Annotated in this window: 15 protein-coding genes, 1 tRNA gene and 1 pseudogene; 16 read left to right on the forward strand and 1 reads right to left on the reverse strand. The window is 69.8% G+C overall.

The features are described 5' to 3' along the window. Positions 1-96 precede the first annotated feature (96 nt). From ABZ953_RS14835 to ABZ953_RS14845, 3 genes and pseudogenes are all read left to right on the forward strand, one after another. A complete protein-coding gene (locus ABZ953_RS14835) occupies positions 97-639 on the forward strand; it encodes a bifunctional DNA primase/polymerase (protein WP_361722762.1) in 543 nt (180 codons plus the stop codon). Next, positions 639-881, forward strand: a pseudogene (locus tag ABZ953_RS14840) (hypothetical protein); the annotation flags it as partial. The gene ABZ953_RS14835 and the pseudogene ABZ953_RS14840, both read left to right, overlap by 1 nt. A 494-nt stretch (positions 882-1,375) precedes the next feature. Then, positions 1,376-1,666 carry a hypothetical protein gene (locus ABZ953_RS14845; protein WP_361722398.1) on the forward strand — a complete coding sequence of 97 codons (291 nt, stop codon included), beginning with the start codon at positions 1,376-1,378 and terminating at the stop codon, positions 1,664-1,666. A gap of 201 nt (positions 1,667-1,867) precedes the next feature. Here the strand turns inward: ABZ953_RS14845 and ABZ953_RS14850 are convergent. Beyond that, positions 1,868-1,939: transfer RNA gene (locus tag ABZ953_RS14850), tRNA-Arg, on the reverse strand. A 179-nt stretch (positions 1,940-2,118) separates the two neighbouring features. On the opposite strand from ABZ953_RS14850, the gene ABZ953_RS14855 reads away from it, so the two are divergent. The 13 genes from ABZ953_RS14855 (at position 2,119) to ABZ953_RS14915 (ending at position 16,907) form a co-directional block, all read left to right on the forward strand. Further along, positions 2,119-2,721 carry a response regulator gene (locus ABZ953_RS14855; RefSeq protein WP_361722401.1) on the forward strand — a complete coding sequence of 201 codons (603 nt, stop codon included), beginning with the start codon at positions 2,119-2,121 and terminating at the stop codon, positions 2,719-2,721. Between the two features lie 129 nt (positions 2,722-2,850). Next, complete coding sequence (gene nrtL, locus ABZ953_RS14860) at positions 2,851-3,942, forward strand: ArgS-related anticodon-binding protein NrtL (protein WP_361722404.1); 1,092 nt, start codon at positions 2,851-2,853, stop codon at positions 3,940-3,942. Between the two features lie 106 nt (positions 3,943-4,048). Next, positions 4,049-5,440: a diaminopimelate decarboxylase gene (gene lysA, locus ABZ953_RS14865; protein ID WP_361722407.1), complete on the forward strand. Its 1,392-nt coding sequence runs from the start codon at positions 4,049-4,051 to the stop codon at positions 5,438-5,440. Between the two features lie 142 nt (positions 5,441-5,582). Continuing rightward, complete coding sequence (locus ABZ953_RS14870; protein WP_361722410.1) at positions 5,583-6,875, forward strand: homoserine dehydrogenase; 1,293 nt, start codon at positions 5,583-5,585, stop codon at positions 6,873-6,875. Positions 6,876-6,881: 6 nt separating this feature from the next. After that, positions 6,882-7,940 (forward strand): threonine synthase, encoded by a 1,059-nt coding sequence (gene thrC / locus ABZ953_RS14875; RefSeq protein WP_361722413.1) that lies wholly within the window; start codon positions 6,882-6,884, stop codon positions 7,938-7,940. 258 nt (positions 7,941-8,198) lie between these two features. Then, positions 8,199-9,116 carry a homoserine kinase gene (gene thrB / locus ABZ953_RS14880; RefSeq protein ID WP_361722416.1) on the forward strand — a complete coding sequence of 306 codons (918 nt, stop codon included), beginning with the start codon at positions 8,199-8,201 and terminating at the stop codon, positions 9,114-9,116. 395 nt (positions 9,117-9,511) lie between these two features. Then, positions 9,512-11,617, forward strand: coding sequence for a transcription termination factor Rho (rho, locus tag ABZ953_RS14885; RefSeq protein WP_361722419.1), 2,106 nt, complete (start codon positions 9,512-9,514; stop codon positions 11,615-11,617). Positions 11,618-11,955: 338 nt separating this feature from the next. Then, a complete protein-coding gene (locus ABZ953_RS14890; RefSeq protein ID WP_361722422.1) occupies positions 11,956-13,083 on the forward strand; it encodes an LCP family protein in 1,128 nt (375 codons plus the stop codon). A gap of 140 nt (positions 13,084-13,223) precedes the next feature. After that, positions 13,224-13,445, forward strand: a complete 222-nt coding sequence (rpmE, locus tag ABZ953_RS14895; protein ID WP_361722425.1) for a 50S ribosomal protein L31 — start codon at positions 13,224-13,226, stop codon at positions 13,443-13,445. 116 nt (positions 13,446-13,561) lie between these two features. Further along, positions 13,562-14,638 (forward strand): peptide chain release factor 1, encoded by a 1,077-nt coding sequence (gene prfA / locus ABZ953_RS14900; protein ID WP_361722428.1) that lies wholly within the window; start codon positions 13,562-13,564, stop codon positions 14,636-14,638. Positions 14,639-14,683: 45 nt separating this feature from the next. Then, on the forward strand, positions 14,684-15,565 hold the full coding sequence (gene prmC, locus ABZ953_RS14905; protein ID WP_361722431.1) for a peptide chain release factor N(5)-glutamine methyltransferase: 882 nt from the start codon (positions 14,684-14,686) through the stop codon (positions 15,563-15,565). Positions 15,566-15,609: 44 nt separating this feature from the next. Then, a complete protein-coding gene (locus ABZ953_RS14910; protein ID WP_361722434.1) occupies positions 15,610-16,257 on the forward strand; it encodes an L-threonylcarbamoyladenylate synthase in 648 nt (215 codons plus the stop codon). Beyond that, a complete protein-coding gene (locus ABZ953_RS14915; RefSeq protein WP_361722437.1) occupies positions 16,254-16,907 on the forward strand; it encodes a protein-tyrosine-phosphatase in 654 nt (217 codons plus the stop codon). Before ABZ953_RS14910 ends, ABZ953_RS14915 begins: the two co-directional genes overlap by 4 nt. The last annotated feature ends 6 nt before the right edge of the window (positions 16,908-16,913 follow it).

Below are 16,913 nucleotides of genomic sequence, written 5' to 3' on the forward strand. Positions count from 1 at the left end.
GTCATCTGACCTGGTCCCATGCCGGACCACGAGTCTGGACTCACGGCGGCACTGAGCCGACGCGATTCCAGCTGAAGGTGGGACGACGTGCAGCGGATGACAAGGCGAGGCGTCGAGTGGCTGACGGCGGCAGCAGACAACCCAGCTGAGTGCCAACAGGTCTGGGCGGATGACCCGCGCATACCGACCCTCCTTTCGACCGGTCGCCTCTTCGACGTGGTGAGCGTGGGACAGCGCCTCGGCATGGAGATGTTCGACCGCTTCCTGCACAGCGCGATGCCCTTCGGACCGACGGTCGTCGACCGCAAGGCGCAGAAAGTCGGCTTCTTCCTCGGCTCCGGAAGCCGCGAGACCTTCACCTGCTGCCTCGACCGCGAAACGACTTCTCTGCCTCCGTACCGGTACCTCGACCAAGGCTCCGCAGTGGTCGTGCCCGGCCCCACCCCGCTCTCCGACGACCGCTATCAGTGGCTCCGCGCACCGATGCGCCGGCCGGAGGCCAACCCGCTGCGCCCGGTCGCGATGGCGACCGCCATGGTGGCGTCCGCCGAACTCCTGGCCAGGATCGACCGCTTCGACGAGCTGTACCGGACTCCGTGCGCGTCGGCCACCGTTCTCCACGAGGAGATGGACGACTGATGCCGATCCATCCGCCCGGTGAACGCGACGCTGCCGCGTGGTCCCCTCTCGACAGCGACGCCTGGTACGCAGCCCGAAACGCGACGGCAGCACTGCGCGATGCCCTCATGAGCGCGGGCCTGGAGAAGAACTTTCCGTACCTGCGCACGGAGTTGAATGCCTTCGGGCACGGCCGGGTCGAGCTGGGCCGCGTATCACCCGACACGGCCGAACGCGTCGCCGAACTCTTGCGCCTGGCGCTGACCGACGGCTCGGCTCAACCCTCGCCACAGGAACTCATCAATCGCCTTCCATGGTGTCAGGGTTGCCGCCCATGCGCTTGGGGTGTGGTCAGAGCAACGGGCGCCCTTACGCGTTCTTGTGAGGCGCGGCCCGTGGCCATGACGATATGCCCGTGGACAGTTGGAGTGTTCTTGCAAGTCAAGCCGTAAGTGCCCTGGTTGGCACCCTGGTTGGTGGCGCCATCACGGTTCTGGTGGCTCGATGGCAGACAACTAGGGCGATCGCTGCGCAAGCGGATCTTGCTGTCGCTCAACAAGCTGCTGCTACTCAATTGGCACATGCAGAGCGGCAACGGGAGCGAGCATCCGCCGCGGCGAGCCAATTGTTGGAGACGTTAGCCACCCTCTATGACTGGTTGCCATCCCTGCCTGACGTGTCGAGGGAGACGCCACGGCTGAGCGAGCATGCTCGGGGCCAGTGCCGTGCCGCACTCCAGGGGCTGCGCCGAGGAATGATGACCGACCTTCCCTTGATCGGTGAGACCGAAATCAGGGTTCGGTACAGGACGCTTGTGAAGTTGTCCTACGACGTTGGGTGGCGAGGCAAGGGCCAGGAGCGCGGTGCAGGAGTTGTGAGGGACATTCGCGGCTACCTGCGATACGTGCAGCTCTCGCTCGAGACCGTCGTCGACGGGACTCAAATACCCGGCCATGAGGAGCCGCCGGTTCTCGACCGCCCGGACGCCGGCGTCTGGAGGTCACCTCAAGTGTCGGACGACTGGACCGATCCTGCGGACGGTTGCTGACCTTCGGAGCTCATGGGGCCTTGTGGGTGCCGAAGGGGCCGCTGACGTGAGCAAAGCCGGGGAGCTATGCAAGATCAACACGTTGTTGCAACGTGATCACTAGTGAGCGGCTGCTTCCGACGACATCTGCCTGTAGATACGCGAAGACCCCGTCCTCAGCGAAACCGCTGATGGCGGGGTCTTTGGGCACCTCATACAAGGTGCCCCCGGCAGGATTCGAACCTGCGCACACGGCTCCGGAGGCCGTTGCTCTATCCCCTGAGCTACGGGGGCGTATCGACCCGCTTGCGCGGCGACGGGTTGAACCCTACCAGCTCTTCGGGGCTCCCCATGAACAGGTATTTCGTTGCCCCTGAGGGAGGCTCGGCCGGGTCTGCGTGCCTCTTCTGCGGGGGGCCTCGCCGGGCGCCTCGCGCGGGCCGGAAGTAGGGAAAACCGGGACGCGGCCGGGGGTGCGGACCTACTCTCGAGGTGTGTCAGGCGTGCCCGGCCGCGTGCTTGTTGTGGACGACAACAAGGTCATTCGGCAACTGATCAGGGTCAACCTCGAGCTGGAGGGCTTCGAGGTCGTGACCGCGGCCGACGGTGTCGAATGCCTGGACGTCGTGCAGCAGGTCCAGCCCGATGTGGTCACCCTCGACGTCGTGATGCCCCGGCTCGACGGGCTGCGGACCGCGGCGCGGTTGCGGTCCGACGCGCGGACCCGCCATCTGCCGATCGTCGTCATCAGTGCGTGTACGCAGTACGAGGTCGAGAACGGTCTTGAGGTCGGCGTCGACGCCTTCCTCGCCAAGCCCTTCGAGCCCAGCGAACTGGTCGGGGTCGTGCAGCAGTTGATGGACGGGGCGAGCGGGGCCAGTGCCGGGCTCGATCGCCAAGGGCATCAGAGCTGTCCGGCGCACCAGGGGCATGGACGCGAGCGCGAGCGCGGGTCCGTGGGAGGGGCCCTGGGGAGCGAGTGCCGGGCGCACGGGTCCGGAGCGGGCTCCGGCGGTGGCGCCGGAATGGGCGGCTGCACCGGCGAGACCGAGCGCGCCGCGCACCCCGGAGGCTGAGCCCCCCGACGCTGAGCCCCCCCGACGCTGGGCCCACCCCTGAAGGCCACCGGCCCGCCCCGTCCACATCCCGGACCATCCGCCAAACCGACTCGCGTCCCCACCCCCCTCCTCCCATACGCTGGTGCCGTGACCCCCGTCGAGCTCTCCCGCACCGTGCTGCGCGCCATGCGCCATGCCGTCGATGCCGGGGAGCTTCGGGGGGATGTCGCGGCCGTCGGTGAGGGGCGCGTGCGGGTCGAGCGGCCGCGGCCCGGGGGGTGTGGGGACTACGCCACCAACCTCGCCCTGCAGATCGCCGGTGCCGCCGGACGGCCGCCGCGGCAGGTCGCCGAGGTGCTGTCCGCGCGGCTCGTCGACGAGCCCGGTATCGCCGGGGTCGACATCACCGGGGGCGGGTTCCTCAACATCACCCTCGCGGGCTCGCCCGGCGCGGCGGCCGAATCACTCGTGCGCGGCGTGCTGGCGCAGGGGCGCTGCTACGGGCACATCCACCCCGACACCGGACAGCTAGCCCAGATCCACGTGCCGCACGAGGTCCGCGCCGTCGTCGTCGCCGACAGTGTCCGGCGGATTCTGCGCTCGCAGGGCGTCCTCGTCCGCGTCACGTGCGACGCCGCACCGGAGCCCGCCTGGACGAAGGCAGGGGCGGACGGTCTCGACGTACGCGTCGACGGGCACGGACAGCCGCCCGAGCCGCTGCCCACCCTGCGCCCCGTCCCCGCCCCCGCGGAAGCCACCCTCCGCCTCGGTCGTGACGCCGGTCGGTGGGCGCTGCTCCATCCCGCCGCCCACGATCATCCCCGCGTCACCCCCGAGCAGGGCGGCGACGCGCACCTCGTACAGCGGGAGAGCAACCCCCTCTTCCGCGTCCGGTACGCGCACGCCCGCTGTCGGAGGCTCATGCGCAATGCCGCCGACCTCGGCTTCGGCGCCGTCCCCGGGGACGGCGAGGTCGACGCGACCGAGCTGCTGCGGCAGATCGAGGCCTACCCGGCCGTTCTCGCCGCCGCGGCCCGCCACCGCGCCCCCGACCGCCTCGCCCGGCACCTCGTGGTCACCGCCGACGAGATGCTCGCCCTGCAGGGGACCGTCCTGCCGCTGGGTGACGAGAAACCCTCGGCCGCCCACCGCGCCCGGCTCGCGCTCGCCGAAGCCGCCGGGACGGTGCTTGCCGGTGGCCTGTCCCTGCTCGGCATCAGCGCACCCGAACATCTGTGACATCCGTGAGCACGAAGACGCGAGCACGAAGACGTGAGCAAGAAAAGGCGTCCGACGTGATGAATGCTACGGATGTGACATACGTGAGAGACGAGACGACAGAGCCATGAGCCGTTCCGCACACCCCGCCGGCCCCCGCCACGCCGACGTGTACCCCGAGGGCCACTACAGCGCCCCGCCCGCCGACCTCAACGCGCTGGACCCCAAGGTGTGGTCCCGCACCGTCACCCGCGGCGCCGACGGCGTCGTCAGCACGGGCGGCATCGCGGTGACCCGGCTCGCCGAGGAGTTCGGCACCCCCGCGTACTTCCTCGACGAGGCCGACTTCCGCGCCCGGTGCCAGGCCTGGCGCGACGCCTTCGGCGACGACGCCGACGTCTTCTACGCCGGGAAGGCGTTCCTGTCGCGGGCCATCGTGCGGTGGCTGCACGAGGAAGGGCTCAACCTGGACGTGTGCAGCGCCGGTGAGCTCGCCACCGCCCTCGACGCGGGCATGCCCGCCGAGCGCATCGCCTTCCACGGGAACAACAAGACCCCCGACGAGATCGAGCGGGCCGTCCTTGCCGGTGTCGGGCGCATCGTGCTCGACTCCTTCCAGGAGATCGTGCGCGTCGCGCACATCGCGGAGCGGCACGGCAAGCGCCAGCCCGTGCAGATCCGGGTGACCGTCGGCGTCGAGGCGCACACCCACGAGTTCATCGCCACCGCGCACGAGGACCAGAAGTTCGGGCTCGCGCTGGCCGACGGGCAGGCCGCGGAGGCCGTGCGCCGGGCCCTCAAGCTCGACGGGCTCGAACTCATCGGGATCCACAGCCACATCGGGTCGCAGATCTTCGACATGGCCGGGTTCGAGGTGTCCGCGCGGCGCGTGGTGCAGCTGCTCGCCGAGGTGCGGGACGAGCACGGCGTGGAGCTGCCCGAGATCGACCTCGGCGGCGGCCTCGGCATCGCGTACACCTCGGACGACGACCCCAGCGAGCCGCACGAGATCGCGAAGGCGCTGAACGAGATCGTCGCGCGCGAGTGCGCTGCCGCGAAGCTCCGTACGCCCCGCATCTCCGTCGAGCCGGGGCGCGCCATCGTCGGCCCGACCGCCTTCACCCTCTACGAGGTCGGCACGATCAAGCCCCTCGAAGGGCTGCGGACGTACGTGTCCGTGGACGGCGGCATGTCCGACAACATCCGCACGGCGCTGTACGACGCCGAGTACAGCGTCGCCCTCGTCTCCCGCTCCTCCGACGCCGAGCCCGTCCTGGTGCGCGTCGTCGGCAAGCACTGCGAGAGTGGGGACATCGTCGTACGCGACGCTTTCCTTCCGGCCGACCTGGCGCCCGGTGACCTGATCGCCGTGCCCGCGACCGGTGCGTACTGCCGCTCAATGGCGAGCAACTACAACCACGCGCTTCGCCCGCCCGTCGTCGCCGTCAAGGACGGTGCGGCGCGGGTGATCGTCCGGCGTGAGACGGAGGAGGACCTCCTCCGTCTCGACGTCGGATAATGAGCCGGACATCGAGTCGGACATCGAGTCGGGCAATGAATCGCATAATGGAATAGACGTCTCACGATCCGGACGATGGACAGAAAGTCCGTTCCGGTGGGTGAGACTGGTTCCACCGTAGATGTATGAGAAGTGAGGTCGGATGATGCGTACGCGTCCGCTGAAGGTGGCGCTGCTGGGCTGTGGGGTCGTCGGCTCAGAGGTGGCGCGCATCATGACGACGCACGCCGACGACCTCGCGGCCAGGATCGGCGCCCCGGTGGAGCTCGCCGGGGTCGCCGTCCGCCGCCCCTCCAAGGTGCGTGAGGGAATCGATCCTTCGCTGATCACCACGGATGCGACCGCGCTGGTCAAGCGGGGCGACATCGACGTGATCGTCGAGGTGATCGGTGGGATCGAGCCCGCCAGGACCCTCATCACCACCGCCTTCGAACACGGTGCGTCGGTCGTCTCCGCGAACAAGGCGCTCATCGCGCAGGACGGCGCCGCGCTGCACGCCGCCGCCGTCGAGCACGGTCGGGATCTGTACTACGAGGCCGCCGTCGCCGGGGCGATTCCGCTGATCAGGCCGTTGCGCGAGTCCCTCGCCGGAGACAAGGTCAACCGCGTCCTCGGCATCGTGAACGGGACCACGAACTTCATCCTCGATGCCATGGACACCACCGGTGCCGGCTATCAGGAGGCCCTCGACGAGGCCACCGCGCTCGGGTACGCGGAAGCCGACCCGACCGCCGACGTCGAAGGCTTCGACGCCGCCGCCAAGGCCGCCATCCTCGCCGGGATCGCGTTCCACACGCGCGTGCGCCTCGACGACGTGTACCGCGAGGGCATGACCGAGGTCACCGCCGCCGACTTCGCGTCCGCGAAGCGCATGGGCTGCACCATCAAACTGCTCGCCATCTGCGAGCGGGCGGCCGACGGCGGGTCCGTCACCGCGCGCGTGCACCCCGCGATGATTCCGCTCAGCCATCCGCTGGCCTCGGTGCGCGGCGCGTACAACGCCGTCTTCGTCGAGGCGGAGGCCGCGGGGCAGCTGATGTTCTACGGACCCGGCGCCGGTGGCTCGCCCACCGCGTCCGCCGTCCTCGGCGACCTCGTCGCCGTCTGCCGCAACAAGCTCGCCGAGGCCACCGGGCCCGGCGACTCCGCGTACACCCAGCTGCCCGTGAGCTCCATGGGCGAGGTCGTCACGCGCTATCACATCAGCCTCGACGTGGCCGACAAGCCGGGCGTGCTCGCCCAGGTCGCGACGGTCTTCGCCGAGCACGGCGTATCGATCGATACGGTCCGTCAGACGGGCAAGGACGGCGAGGCCTCCCTCGTCGTCGTCACCCACCGCGCGCCCGACGCCGCCCTCACCGGCACCGTCGAGGCGTTGCGCAATCTCGACACCGTGCGTGGTGTCGCCAGCATCATGCGGGTTGAAGGGGAGTAAGCAGCAATGACCCACCAGTGGCGCGGAATCATCGAGGAGTACCGGGACCGTCTTCCGGTCTCCGGCACCACGCCGGTCGTGACGCTTCGCGAGGGCGGTACGCCGCTCGTGCCCGCACAGGTGCTCTCCGAGCGCACCGGCTGCGAGGTCCACCTCAAGGTCGAGGGTGCCAACCCCACGGGGTCCTTCAAGGACCGCGGCATGACCATGGCGATCACCAAGGCCAAGGAGGAGGGCGCGAAGGCCGTCATCTGCGCCTCCACCGGCAACACGTCGGCGTCCGCCGCCGCCTATGCCGTACGCGCCGGGATGGTCTGCGCCGTCCTCGTGCCGCAGGGCAAGATCGCGCTCGGCAAGATGGGCCAGGCGCTCGTCTACGGCTCGAAGATCCTGCAGGTCGACGGCAACTTCGACGACTGCTTGAACCTGGCTCGAGCCCTGTCGGAGAACTACCCGGTGGCGCTGGTCAATTCGGTGAACCCGTTCCGCATCGAGGGCCAGAAGACCGCCTCGTTCGAGATCGTCGACGCGCTCGGTGACGCCCCCGACCTCCATGTCCTTCCCGTCGGCAACGCCGGCAACATCACCGCCTACTGGAAGGGCTACAAGGAGTACGCGGCCGACGCGGTGTCGACCCGTACCCCCCGGATGTGGGGCTTCCAGGCCTCCGGCTCGGCGCCCATCGTGCGCGGCGAGATCGTCAAGGACCCCTCCACGATCGCCACGGCGATTCGCATCGGCAACCCCGCGTCCTGGCAGCACGCGCTCGCCGCGCGCGACGAGTCCGGCGGCCTCATCGACGAGGTGACGGACCGTGAGATCCTGCGCGCCTACAAGCTGTTGGCGTCCCAGGAGGGTGTCTTCGTCGAGCCCGCGTCCGCCGCGTCCGTCGCCGGTCTGCTGAAGGCCGCCGAGCAGGGCAAGGTCGACAAGGGCCAGAAGATCGTCTGTACCGTGACCGGCAACGGCCTCAAGGACCCGGACTGGGCCGTCGCGGGCGCCCCGCAGCCGGTCACCGTCCCGGTCGACGCCGCCGCCGCGGCCGAGCGTCTCGGCCTCGCGTAACCGCGGGGCCTCGCGTAACCGCGGGCAGAACCCGCAACTCCGTACAGGGGGTGGCACAGGGGGCTTACGACACGCATCGTGCGCCTCCTGTGCGCCCTATGTCGCCACGGAACCTTCCTTCGATAGGCTGTACCGAACCCGCCCACCGCATATGCCGGTGCCGCCGTTGTTCGCGGCCTTCGGGTGTTCCGTACATGTGGCACGTACTGAAAAATACGGAGCCTCAAAAACACGCAGCTCAAGGAGAGTCATCGAGCGATGGCCGGTCCCGCTTTCCGCGCCGCCGCCGTCCGGGTGCGCACCCCCGCCACCAGCGCCAACCTCGGCCCGGGCTTCGACGCCTTCGGCCTGTCGCTGGGGCTGTACGACGACGTGGTCGTCCGGGTGGCCGACTCCGGACTGAACATCGACATCGCGGGGGAGGGCAGCGACAACCTCCCGCGCGACGAGTCCCATCTGCTCGTACGGTCCTTGCGCACCGCCTTCGACCTGCTCGGCGGACAGCCGCGCGGCCTGGAGATCGTCTGCGCCAACCGCATCCCGCACGGCCGTGGCCTCGGCTCGTCCTCCGCCGCCATCTGCGCCGGTATCGTCGCCGCGCGCGCCGTGACGATAGGCGGCGAGGCCAGGCTGGACGACGCCGCGCTGCTCGAACTCGCCACCGAGATCGAGGGCCACCCCGACAACGTCGCCGCCTGTCTGCTCGGCGGCTTCACGCTCTCCTGGATGGACGGGGGAACGGCGCGGGCGATCCGGATGGACCCCATCGATTCCGTCGTTCCAGTGGTTTTCGTACCGGGAAAGCCCGTACTCACCGAGACGGCGCGCGGCCTGCTCCCGCGCACCGTCCCGCACGTCGACGCGGCTGCCAACGCGGGCCGCGCGGCCCTGCTCGTCGAGGCCCTGACCAGGCGCCCCGAGCTGCTGCTCGCCGCCACCGAGGACCGTCTGCACCAGGAGTACCGCGCCCCGGCCATGCCGGAGAGCACGGCCCTGGTGGAGCGGCTGCGCGCCGACGGCGTGCCCGCGGTGATCTCCGGCGCGGGCCCCACGGTCCTCGCGCTGGTCGAAGACAGTGCGGCCGACAAGGTCGCACGCCTGGCGGGGGAGAGCTGGGCGGCCAATCGCCTGGCGCTCGACGCCAAGGGAGCGAGCGTGCTGCCGCTTGCGCCCTGACGCAGTGAACACAGGGATTTCGGGGTGTCCCGATCCCGAGAGGGGGAATGTTTGTTGGATCCGGTAGTGTTAATCTCAAGTCTGCACCCGACCTCACCATGGCGAGGTGCTTTGTGTCCCCGTCCGGGACAACCATTCTTCCGGGAGCCCCCCAAACTGCTCTGTGCCTTGCACTGAGCGGTCCTGAGCACGCTCCGGAACCGGCGTGACCGAGCCGAGTGACACCGCACCTCAGTGGCACCGCACCGGGAATCGCCATCACCAATGAATTCTTCCGCCGCGTTGGCGGACCACCGCCCCGGCACGGTCCACAGGAAAGCAAGGACCGACCGCCGGACAGCACAACCGGTCGCCGAGCCAGACAGGCCGACGCCCGCTCCAGGGAAGGACCCTTCGTGAGCGACACCACCGATCTGATGGGCGTGACTGCCGACACGCCCGCCACGGACGCCTCTGCGGCGCCTGCCACCGGTGCTTCGGCCGGGTCCCGGCGGCGCCGCGGCACCGGCCTCGAGGGCATGGTGCTGGCGGAACTGCAGCAGGTCGCATCGGGCCTTGGAATCAAGGGCACCGGGCGCATGCGCAAGAGCCAGCTGATCGAGGTCATCAAGGAGGCGCAGGCAGGGGGCGGGGCCCCGGCGAAGAGCGCCGCGGCCTCCGGGGACACCACCGAGACCAAGCCCAAGCGCCGGGCCACCTCGAAGGCCCGTACGGGCGAGGACGCCGCCGAGCCCGCCGGTAAGGCGAGCGCCGCCAAGGCCGAGGGCGCCAAGGCCGACAAGGCCGCGGCCCAGCAGCAGATCGACATTCCCGGTCAGCCGGCCAGCGACGATCAGTCGGCTGCGGGCGAGCGTCGTCGGCGCCGTGCCACCGCAGAGGCGGGCAGCCCGGAGACGGTCACCGCCGACGCGAAGGCCGAGTCGAAGGCCGACGCCAAGGGCGACACGTCCGAGGCCAAGGGCGACAAGGGCGGCGACAACTCCGGCGACAACAACGCCGAGGGTCGCCGCGAGCGCCGTGACCGGCAGGGCCGCGGTCGTGACCGCGACCGTGACCGCCGCGGCAACAAGGGCGACGACCAGCAGGCCGGCGGTCAAGGCGGCGGTCAGGGCGGCGGCCAGGGCGGTGGCCGTCCGGAGCGCCAGGACCGGCAGGACCGGCAGGACCGTCAGCAGCAGGGTGGCGGGGGCCGTCAGGACCGGCAGGACCGCCAGGACCGTCAGCGTGACAACGGCCCGCAGGATGACGACGACTTCGAGGGTGGCCGTCGCGGCCGTCGCGGCCGCTACCGCGACCGTCGCGGACGTCGTGGCCGCGACGAGCAGGGCTTCGGCAACGAGCCGCAGGTCTCCGACGACGACGTCCTGATCCCCGTCGCGGGCATCCTGGACATCCTCGACAACTACGCGTTCATCCGTACGTCGGGCTACCTCCCCGGTCCCAACGACGTGTACGTCTCCCTCGCCCAGGTCCGCAAGAACGGCCTGCGCAAGGGCGACCACGTCACCGGCGCCGTGCGCCAGCCCAAGGACGGCGAGCGCCGCGAGAAGTTCAACGCGCTCGTCCGCCTGGACTCGCAGAACGGCATGGCGCCCGAATCCGGGCGCGGGCGCCCGGAGTTCAACAAGCTGACGCCCCTTTACCCGCAGGACCGGCTCCGTCTGGAGACCGACCCGGGCGTCCTCACCACCCGCATCATCGACCTCGTGGCGCCCATCGGTAAGGGTCAGCGCGGTCTGATCGTGGCCCCGCCGAAGACCGGCAAGACCATGATCCTCCAGGCGATCGCCAACGCGATCACCATCAACAACCCCGAGTGCCACCTGATGGTCGTCCTGGTCGACGAGCGTCCGGAAGAGGTCACCGACATGCAGCGGTCGGTGAAGGGCGAGGTCATCTCCTCGACCTTCGACCGTCCCGCCGAGGACCACACCACGGTCGCCGAGCTCGCCATCGAGCGCGCCAAGCGTCTGGTGGAGCTGGGCCACGACGTCGTCGTGCTGCTCGACTCGATCACGCGTCTGGGCCGTGCGTACAACCTCGCCGCCCCGGCCTCCGGCCGCATCCTGTCCGGTGGTGTCGACTCGACGGCGCTGTACCCGCCCAAGCGCTTCTTCGGCGCCGCGCGCAACATCGAGGACGGCGGCTCGCTGACCATCCTCGCGACCGCGCTCGTCGACACCGGTTCGCGCATGGACGAGGTCATCTTCGAGGAGTTCAAGGGCACCGGCAACGCCGAGCTCAAGCTTGACCGCAAGCTCGCCGACAAGCGCATCTTCCCGGCGGTGGACGTGGACGCGTCCGGTACCCGTAAGGAAGAGATCCTGCTCGGCAGCGACGAGCTCGCCATCACCTGGAAGCTGCGCCGCGTGCTGCACGCGCTCGACCAGCAGCAGGCGATCGAGCTGCTCCTGGACAAGATGAAGCAGACGAAGTCGAACGCCGAGTTCCTGCTGCAGATCCAGAAGACGACCCCGGCGCCGGGCAACGGCAACGACTAGTCGTCCGCACCGTTCGTACCGTTCATAAAAGGGCCGCCCCGTCACAGCTGTGACGGGGCGGCCCTTTTGTTGCGTCTGTGACCGGCGAGACCTTGGCCACACGCATAAGAGATTCTCACGGTCACGGGCCGTGGCCCAGCGCCGAGGGTGACGGAAAAAGGCGCAGGTGGGGGCTGAAATCGGAGGGTAGGGGTACACGGTCCGTGATCGGTGGTACCCGGGGCGCGCACAGGGCGCTGTGCAACCCTTCAACCGGATTCGCCGTCTGACAAGTGACGACAGACCGCGCCTGGCCCTGAAAGCAGGGGGTAACCGACCGACGAGGACTTGAGGAGCGCATGACCGACGAGAGCATGTCCGCGGGCACGGCCGAGGGGAAGACCCAGCGCCCCCGCGGCGGTGGCGGCCGGCGTCGCAAGCCCCGCAAGCGCAGCAAGGCGCTCGTCATCACGGCGTGGACCGCGGCCTCGGTGGTCGTCCTCGGCGGAGCCGGTGCCGGCTTCCTGTACTTCAAGCTCAACGGCAACATCAAGGGCGTCGACATCAACGCCGCGCTCGGCACCGACCGCCCCCTGGACGTCGACAACGGCTCCCAGGACATCCTCGTCCTCGGCTCCGACTCGCGCTCCGGCGACAACGCCAAGTACGGCAAGGACGAGGGCGCGGCCCGCTCGGACACCGCGATGATCGTGCACGTCCACAAGGGCCACAAGACGGCCAGCGTCGTCTCCATACCCCGCGACACCCTGATAACCCGGCCCTCGTGCAAGAGCGAGGGCGACAGAACGGACCCCGGCGGTCCGCGGCAGATGTTCAACACGGCGTACGAGGTCGGCGGCCCCGCCTGCGCCGTCAAGACCGTCGAGAAGATGTCCGGCATCCGGATGGACCACTACGTCGAGGTCGACTTCACGGGCTTCAAGAAGCTCATCAACACCCTCGGTGGCGTCGACATCACCACCAAGAAGGCCATCCACGACAAGGACAGCCACCTCGACCTGGAAGCCGGCAAGCACTCGCTCACCGGCGAGCAGGCCCTCGGCCTCGTCCGCACCCGGCACGGCGTCGGCGACGGCAGCGACCTCGGCCGCATCCAGCTCCAGCAGGCCTTCATCAAGGCGCTGCTCGACCAGGTCAAGGACGTCGGGGTCTTCGGCAACCCGAAGAAGCTGTACGACCTGGCGAACGACGCGACCAGCGCCATCACCACCGACTCCGACCTGAACGACGTGAAGTCCCTCGCGAGCTTCGCGAACGGCCTCAAGGGCATCGGCGCGGGCGACATGAAGATGGTCACGCTGCCCATCGAGTACGACCCAAACGACCTCAACCGCGTGCTTCCCCTGGAGAAGGCCGACCGGGAGGTCTGGGACGCCCTCAGGGCCGACAAGCACATACCCAAGTCCGCCACCGACCAGTCGGCGGGCGACAAGGGCGAGGCGGGCGACGTGGTCACCAGCCACTGAAGGCCCCGTGGGGAATAGATCGGCACCTACCCCGGTTTTGGGAGATACGGCCGGTCCTGGCAGACTGGTACGTCGGCCCCGGTTCACGTACGAGCAATCCGCGTGTACGACCCGGCGCCCTCCCGAAACTAGGAGACACCTTGAAGCGCGAAATCCACCCCGAGTACTTCGAGACCCAGGTCAGCTGCACCTGCGGCGCGGAGTTCACCACCCGCAGCACGATCTCCAGCGGCACCGTCCGTGCCGAGGTCTGCTCCGAGTGCCACCCGTTCTACACGGGCAAGCAGAAGATCCTCGACACCGGTGGCCGCGTGGCCCGCTTCGAGGCCCGCTTCGGCAAGGCTGCGGCTGCCAACAAGTAGCGAGCCACTGCGCCGGTCGTCGGCCGCCCTCGCGAGGGGGCGGCCGGGACCGGCGCTTTTGCCGTCCCGCAGCCAAAACGCCTAGAGCCACCGCGTAGAAAACCAGGAGCCCCCGAATGTTCGAGGCGGTCGAGGAACTGATCGGCGAACACGCCGATCTCGAGAAGAAGCTCGCCGACCCGTCGGTCCACGCCGACCAGGCCAACGCGCGCAAGCTGAACAAGCGCTACGCCGAGCTGACCCCGATCGTCACGACGTACCGCTCCTGGAAGCAGACCGGGGACGACATCGAGACGGCGCGCGAGTTCGCCGCCGACGACCCCGACTTCATCGCCGAGGTCAAGGACCTGGAGCGGCAGCGCGGGGAGATCACCGAGAAGCTGCGGCTGCTGCTCGTGCCCCGGGACCCGTCCGACGACAAGGACGTCATCCTGGAGGTCAAGGCGGGCGCGGGCGGCGACGAGTCGGCCCTGTTCGCCGGCGACCTGCTGCGCATGTACCTGCGGTACGCGGAGCGCGTGGGCTGGAAGACCGAGATCATCGACTCCACCGAGTCCGAGCTCGGCGGCTACAAGGACGTGCAGGTCGCCGTGAAGACCAAGGGCGGCCAGGGCGCGACCGAGCCGGGGCAGGGCGTCTGGGCGCGGCTGAAGTACGAGGGCGGCGTGCACCGCGTGCAGCGCGTGCCCTCCACCGAGTCCCAGGGACGCATCCACACCTCCGCCGCCGGTGTCCTGGTGACGCCCGAGGCCGAGGAGATCGACGTCGAGATCCACGCCAACGACCTGCGCATCGACGTCTACCGCTCCTCCGGGCCCGGCGGCCAGTCCGTCAACACCACCGACTCCGCGGTACGCATCACGCACGTGCCCACCGGAGTGGTCGCTTCCTGCCAGAACGAGAAGAGCCAGCTGCAGAACAAGGAGCAGGCGATGCGTATTCTGCGCTCCAGGCTCCTCGCGGCGGCCCAGGAAGAGGCGGAGAGCAAGGCCGCGGACGCCCGCCGCAGCCAGGTCCGCACCGTCGACCGCTCCGAGAAGATCCGTACGTACAACTTCCCGGAAAACCGGATCTCGGACCACCGCGTCGGTTTCAAGGCGTACAACTTGGACCAGGTGCTCGACGGCGAACTCGATCCGGTCATCCAGGCCTGCGTCGACGCCGACTCCGCAGCCAAGCTCGCCGCCGCGTAAGCCACCCCCCGTACGACCCTTCACGACCCGTCCCGGAGGACCAGCGTGCAGCAACATATTGGGGGGCGACCCCCGAACCCCCGCAGCGTGCTGCTCGCGGAAGTGGCCCAGGCCACCCAGCGCCTCGCCGACGCGGGCGTGCCCTCGCCGCGCAACGACGCGGAGGAGCTCGCCGCCTTCGTGCACGGCGTGAAGCGCGGTGCGCTGCACTCCGTCAAGGACGCCGACTTCGACGCCCGCTACTGGGAGACGGTCTCCCGGCGCGAGGCCCGCGAGCCGCTGCAGCACATCACCGGACACGCCTACTTCCGGTATCTGGAGCTGCAGGTCGGCCCCGGTGTCTTCGTACCGCGACCGGAGACCGAGTCGGTCGTCGGATGGGCCATAGACGCCGTGCGCGCCATGGACGTGGTCGAGCCGCTGATCGTCGATCTGTGCACCGGTTCGGGCGCCATCGCCCTCGCGCTCGCCCAGGAGGTCCCGCGCTCGCGGGTGCACGCCGTGGAGCTCTCCGAGGACGCCCTGAAGTGGACGCGGAAGAACGTCGAGGGGTCCAGGGTCAAGCTCTCCCGGGGCGACGCCCGTGACGCGCTCCCCGAGCTCGACGGCCAGGTCGACCTCGTCATCTCCAACCCGCCGTACATCCCGCTCACCGAGTGGGAGTATGTCGCCCCGGAAGCCCGCGACTACGACCCGGAACTCGCGCTCTTCTCCGGGGAGGACGGCCTGGAGCTGATCCGCGGCATCGAGCGCACCGCCCACCGGCTGCTGCGACCGGGCGGGGTCGTCGTCATCGAGCACGCCGACACCCAGGGCGGCCAGGTCCCGTGGATCTTCACGGAGGAGCGGGGCTGGGCCGACGCGGCCGACCACCCCGACCTGAACAACCGCCCGCGCTTCGCGACCGCCCGCAGGGCGATGCCGTGACCCAGACTTCAACTGAGCAGTTCGTGTACGAGGAGGCCCGCTAAATGGCACGGCGATACGACACCAACGACGCGACCGACCGTACGACCGGTCTGCGCGAGGCCGCGTCCGCCGTCCGCCGTGGCGAGCTGGTCGTGCTGCCCACCGACACCGTCTACGGCATCGGTGCCGACGCCTTCACCCCGGAGGCGTGCGCCGACCTGCTCGACGCGAAGGGCCGCGGGCGCAACATGCCCACCCCCGTGCTCATCGGCTCGCCGAACACGCTGCACGGCCTGGTCACCGACTTCTCCGAGATGGCCTGGGAGCTCGTCGACGCCTTCTGGCCCGGCGCCCTGACCCTCATCGCCAAGCAGCAGCCGTCCCTGCAGTGGGACCTCGGCGACACCCGCGGCACGGTCGCCATCCGCATGCCGCTGCACCCCGTCGCCATCGAGCTGCTCACCGAGGTCGGCCCGATGGCCGTCTCCTCCGCCAACCTCACCGGGCACCCCGCCCCCGAGGACTGCGACTCCGCCCAGGAGATGCTCGGCGACTCCGTCTCCGTCTACCTGGACGGCGGCCCGACGCCCGGCATCGTCCCGTCGTCGATCGTCGACGTCACGGGCAAGGTGCCGGTCCTGCTCCGCGCGGGCGCCCTTGACGCGGACGAGCTGCGCAAGGTGGTACCCGACCTCGAGGTGGCGAATTGACAGCCCCTGAGACGGGGCGTGGCATAGCGGGCTTCCCGGGATCCGCGGGCTCCTTCCGCATCCTCCACGTCAGCACCGGCAACGTCTGCCGCTCGCCGATCACCGAGCGGCTGACCCGGCATGCCCTGGCCGACCGCCTCGGCGACCCCCTCACCGGCGGCCTCATCGTGGAGAGCGCGGGCACCTGGGGGCACGAGGGCGCCCCGATGGAGACCAACGCCGAGGCGGTCCTCGCCGACTACGGCGCGGACCCCACCGGCTTCATGGGCCGCGAGCTCCTCGACGACCACGTGATCCGCGCCGACCTGGTCCTGACCGCGACCCGCGACCACCGGGCGCAGGTCATTTCCATGGGGCACTCGGCGGGACTGCGCACGTTCACGCTCAAGGAGTTCACGCGGCTCGTGCGGGCCATAGACCCGACGACGCTGCCGGACCCCGACGGGGACGGCGTGGTCGAGCGTGCGCGGGCCCTGGTGCGCGCCGCGGCGGCCCTGCGCGGCTGGCTCCTCGCGCCCACCGTGGAGGCCGACGAGGTGTACGACCCGTACGGTGCGCCCCTGCCGTTCTTCAGATCGGTGGGCGACGAGATCAACCAGGCGCTCGACCCCGTGGTGACGGCGCTGACCGGGGTGCCCGCGCACATGTAGCGGCGG

Source organism: Streptomyces sp. NPDC046465, from assembly GCF_040646035.1.
Taxonomy (GTDB): domain Bacteria; phylum Actinomycetota; class Actinomycetes; order Streptomycetales; family Streptomycetaceae; genus Streptomyces.

What these genes read in the sequence shown, in the direction of transcription:
- ABZ953_RS14835 (WP_361722762.1), top strand. Translation starts at nt 97, where the DNA reads ATGACAAGGCGAGGCGTCGAGTGGCTGACGGCGGCAGCAGACAACCCA.
- ABZ953_RS14845 (WP_361722398.1), top strand. Translation starts at nt 1,376, where the DNA reads ATGACCGACCTTCCCTTGATCGGTGAGACCGAAATCAGGGTTCGGTAC.
- lysA (WP_361722407.1), top strand. Translation starts at nt 4,049, where the DNA reads ATGAGCCGTTCCGCACACCCCGCCGGCCCCCGCCACGCCGACGTGTAC.
- ABZ953_RS14870 (WP_361722410.1), top strand. Translation starts at nt 5,583, where the DNA reads ATGATGCGTACGCGTCCGCTGAAGGTGGCGCTGCTGGGCTGTGGGGTC.
- thrC (WP_361722413.1), top strand. Translation starts at nt 6,882, where the DNA reads ATGACCCACCAGTGGCGCGGAATCATCGAGGAGTACCGGGACCGTCTT.
- thrB (WP_361722416.1), top strand. Translation starts at nt 8,199, where the DNA reads ATGGCCGGTCCCGCTTTCCGCGCCGCCGCCGTCCGGGTGCGCACCCCC.
- ABZ953_RS14890 (WP_361722422.1), top strand. Translation starts at nt 11,956, where the DNA reads ATGACCGACGAGAGCATGTCCGCGGGCACGGCCGAGGGGAAGACCCAG.
- prfA (WP_361722428.1), top strand. Translation starts at nt 13,562, where the DNA reads ATGTTCGAGGCGGTCGAGGAACTGATCGGCGAACACGCCGATCTCGAG.
- ABZ953_RS14910 (WP_361722434.1), top strand. Translation starts at nt 15,610, where the DNA reads ATGGCACGGCGATACGACACCAACGACGCGACCGACCGTACGACCGGT.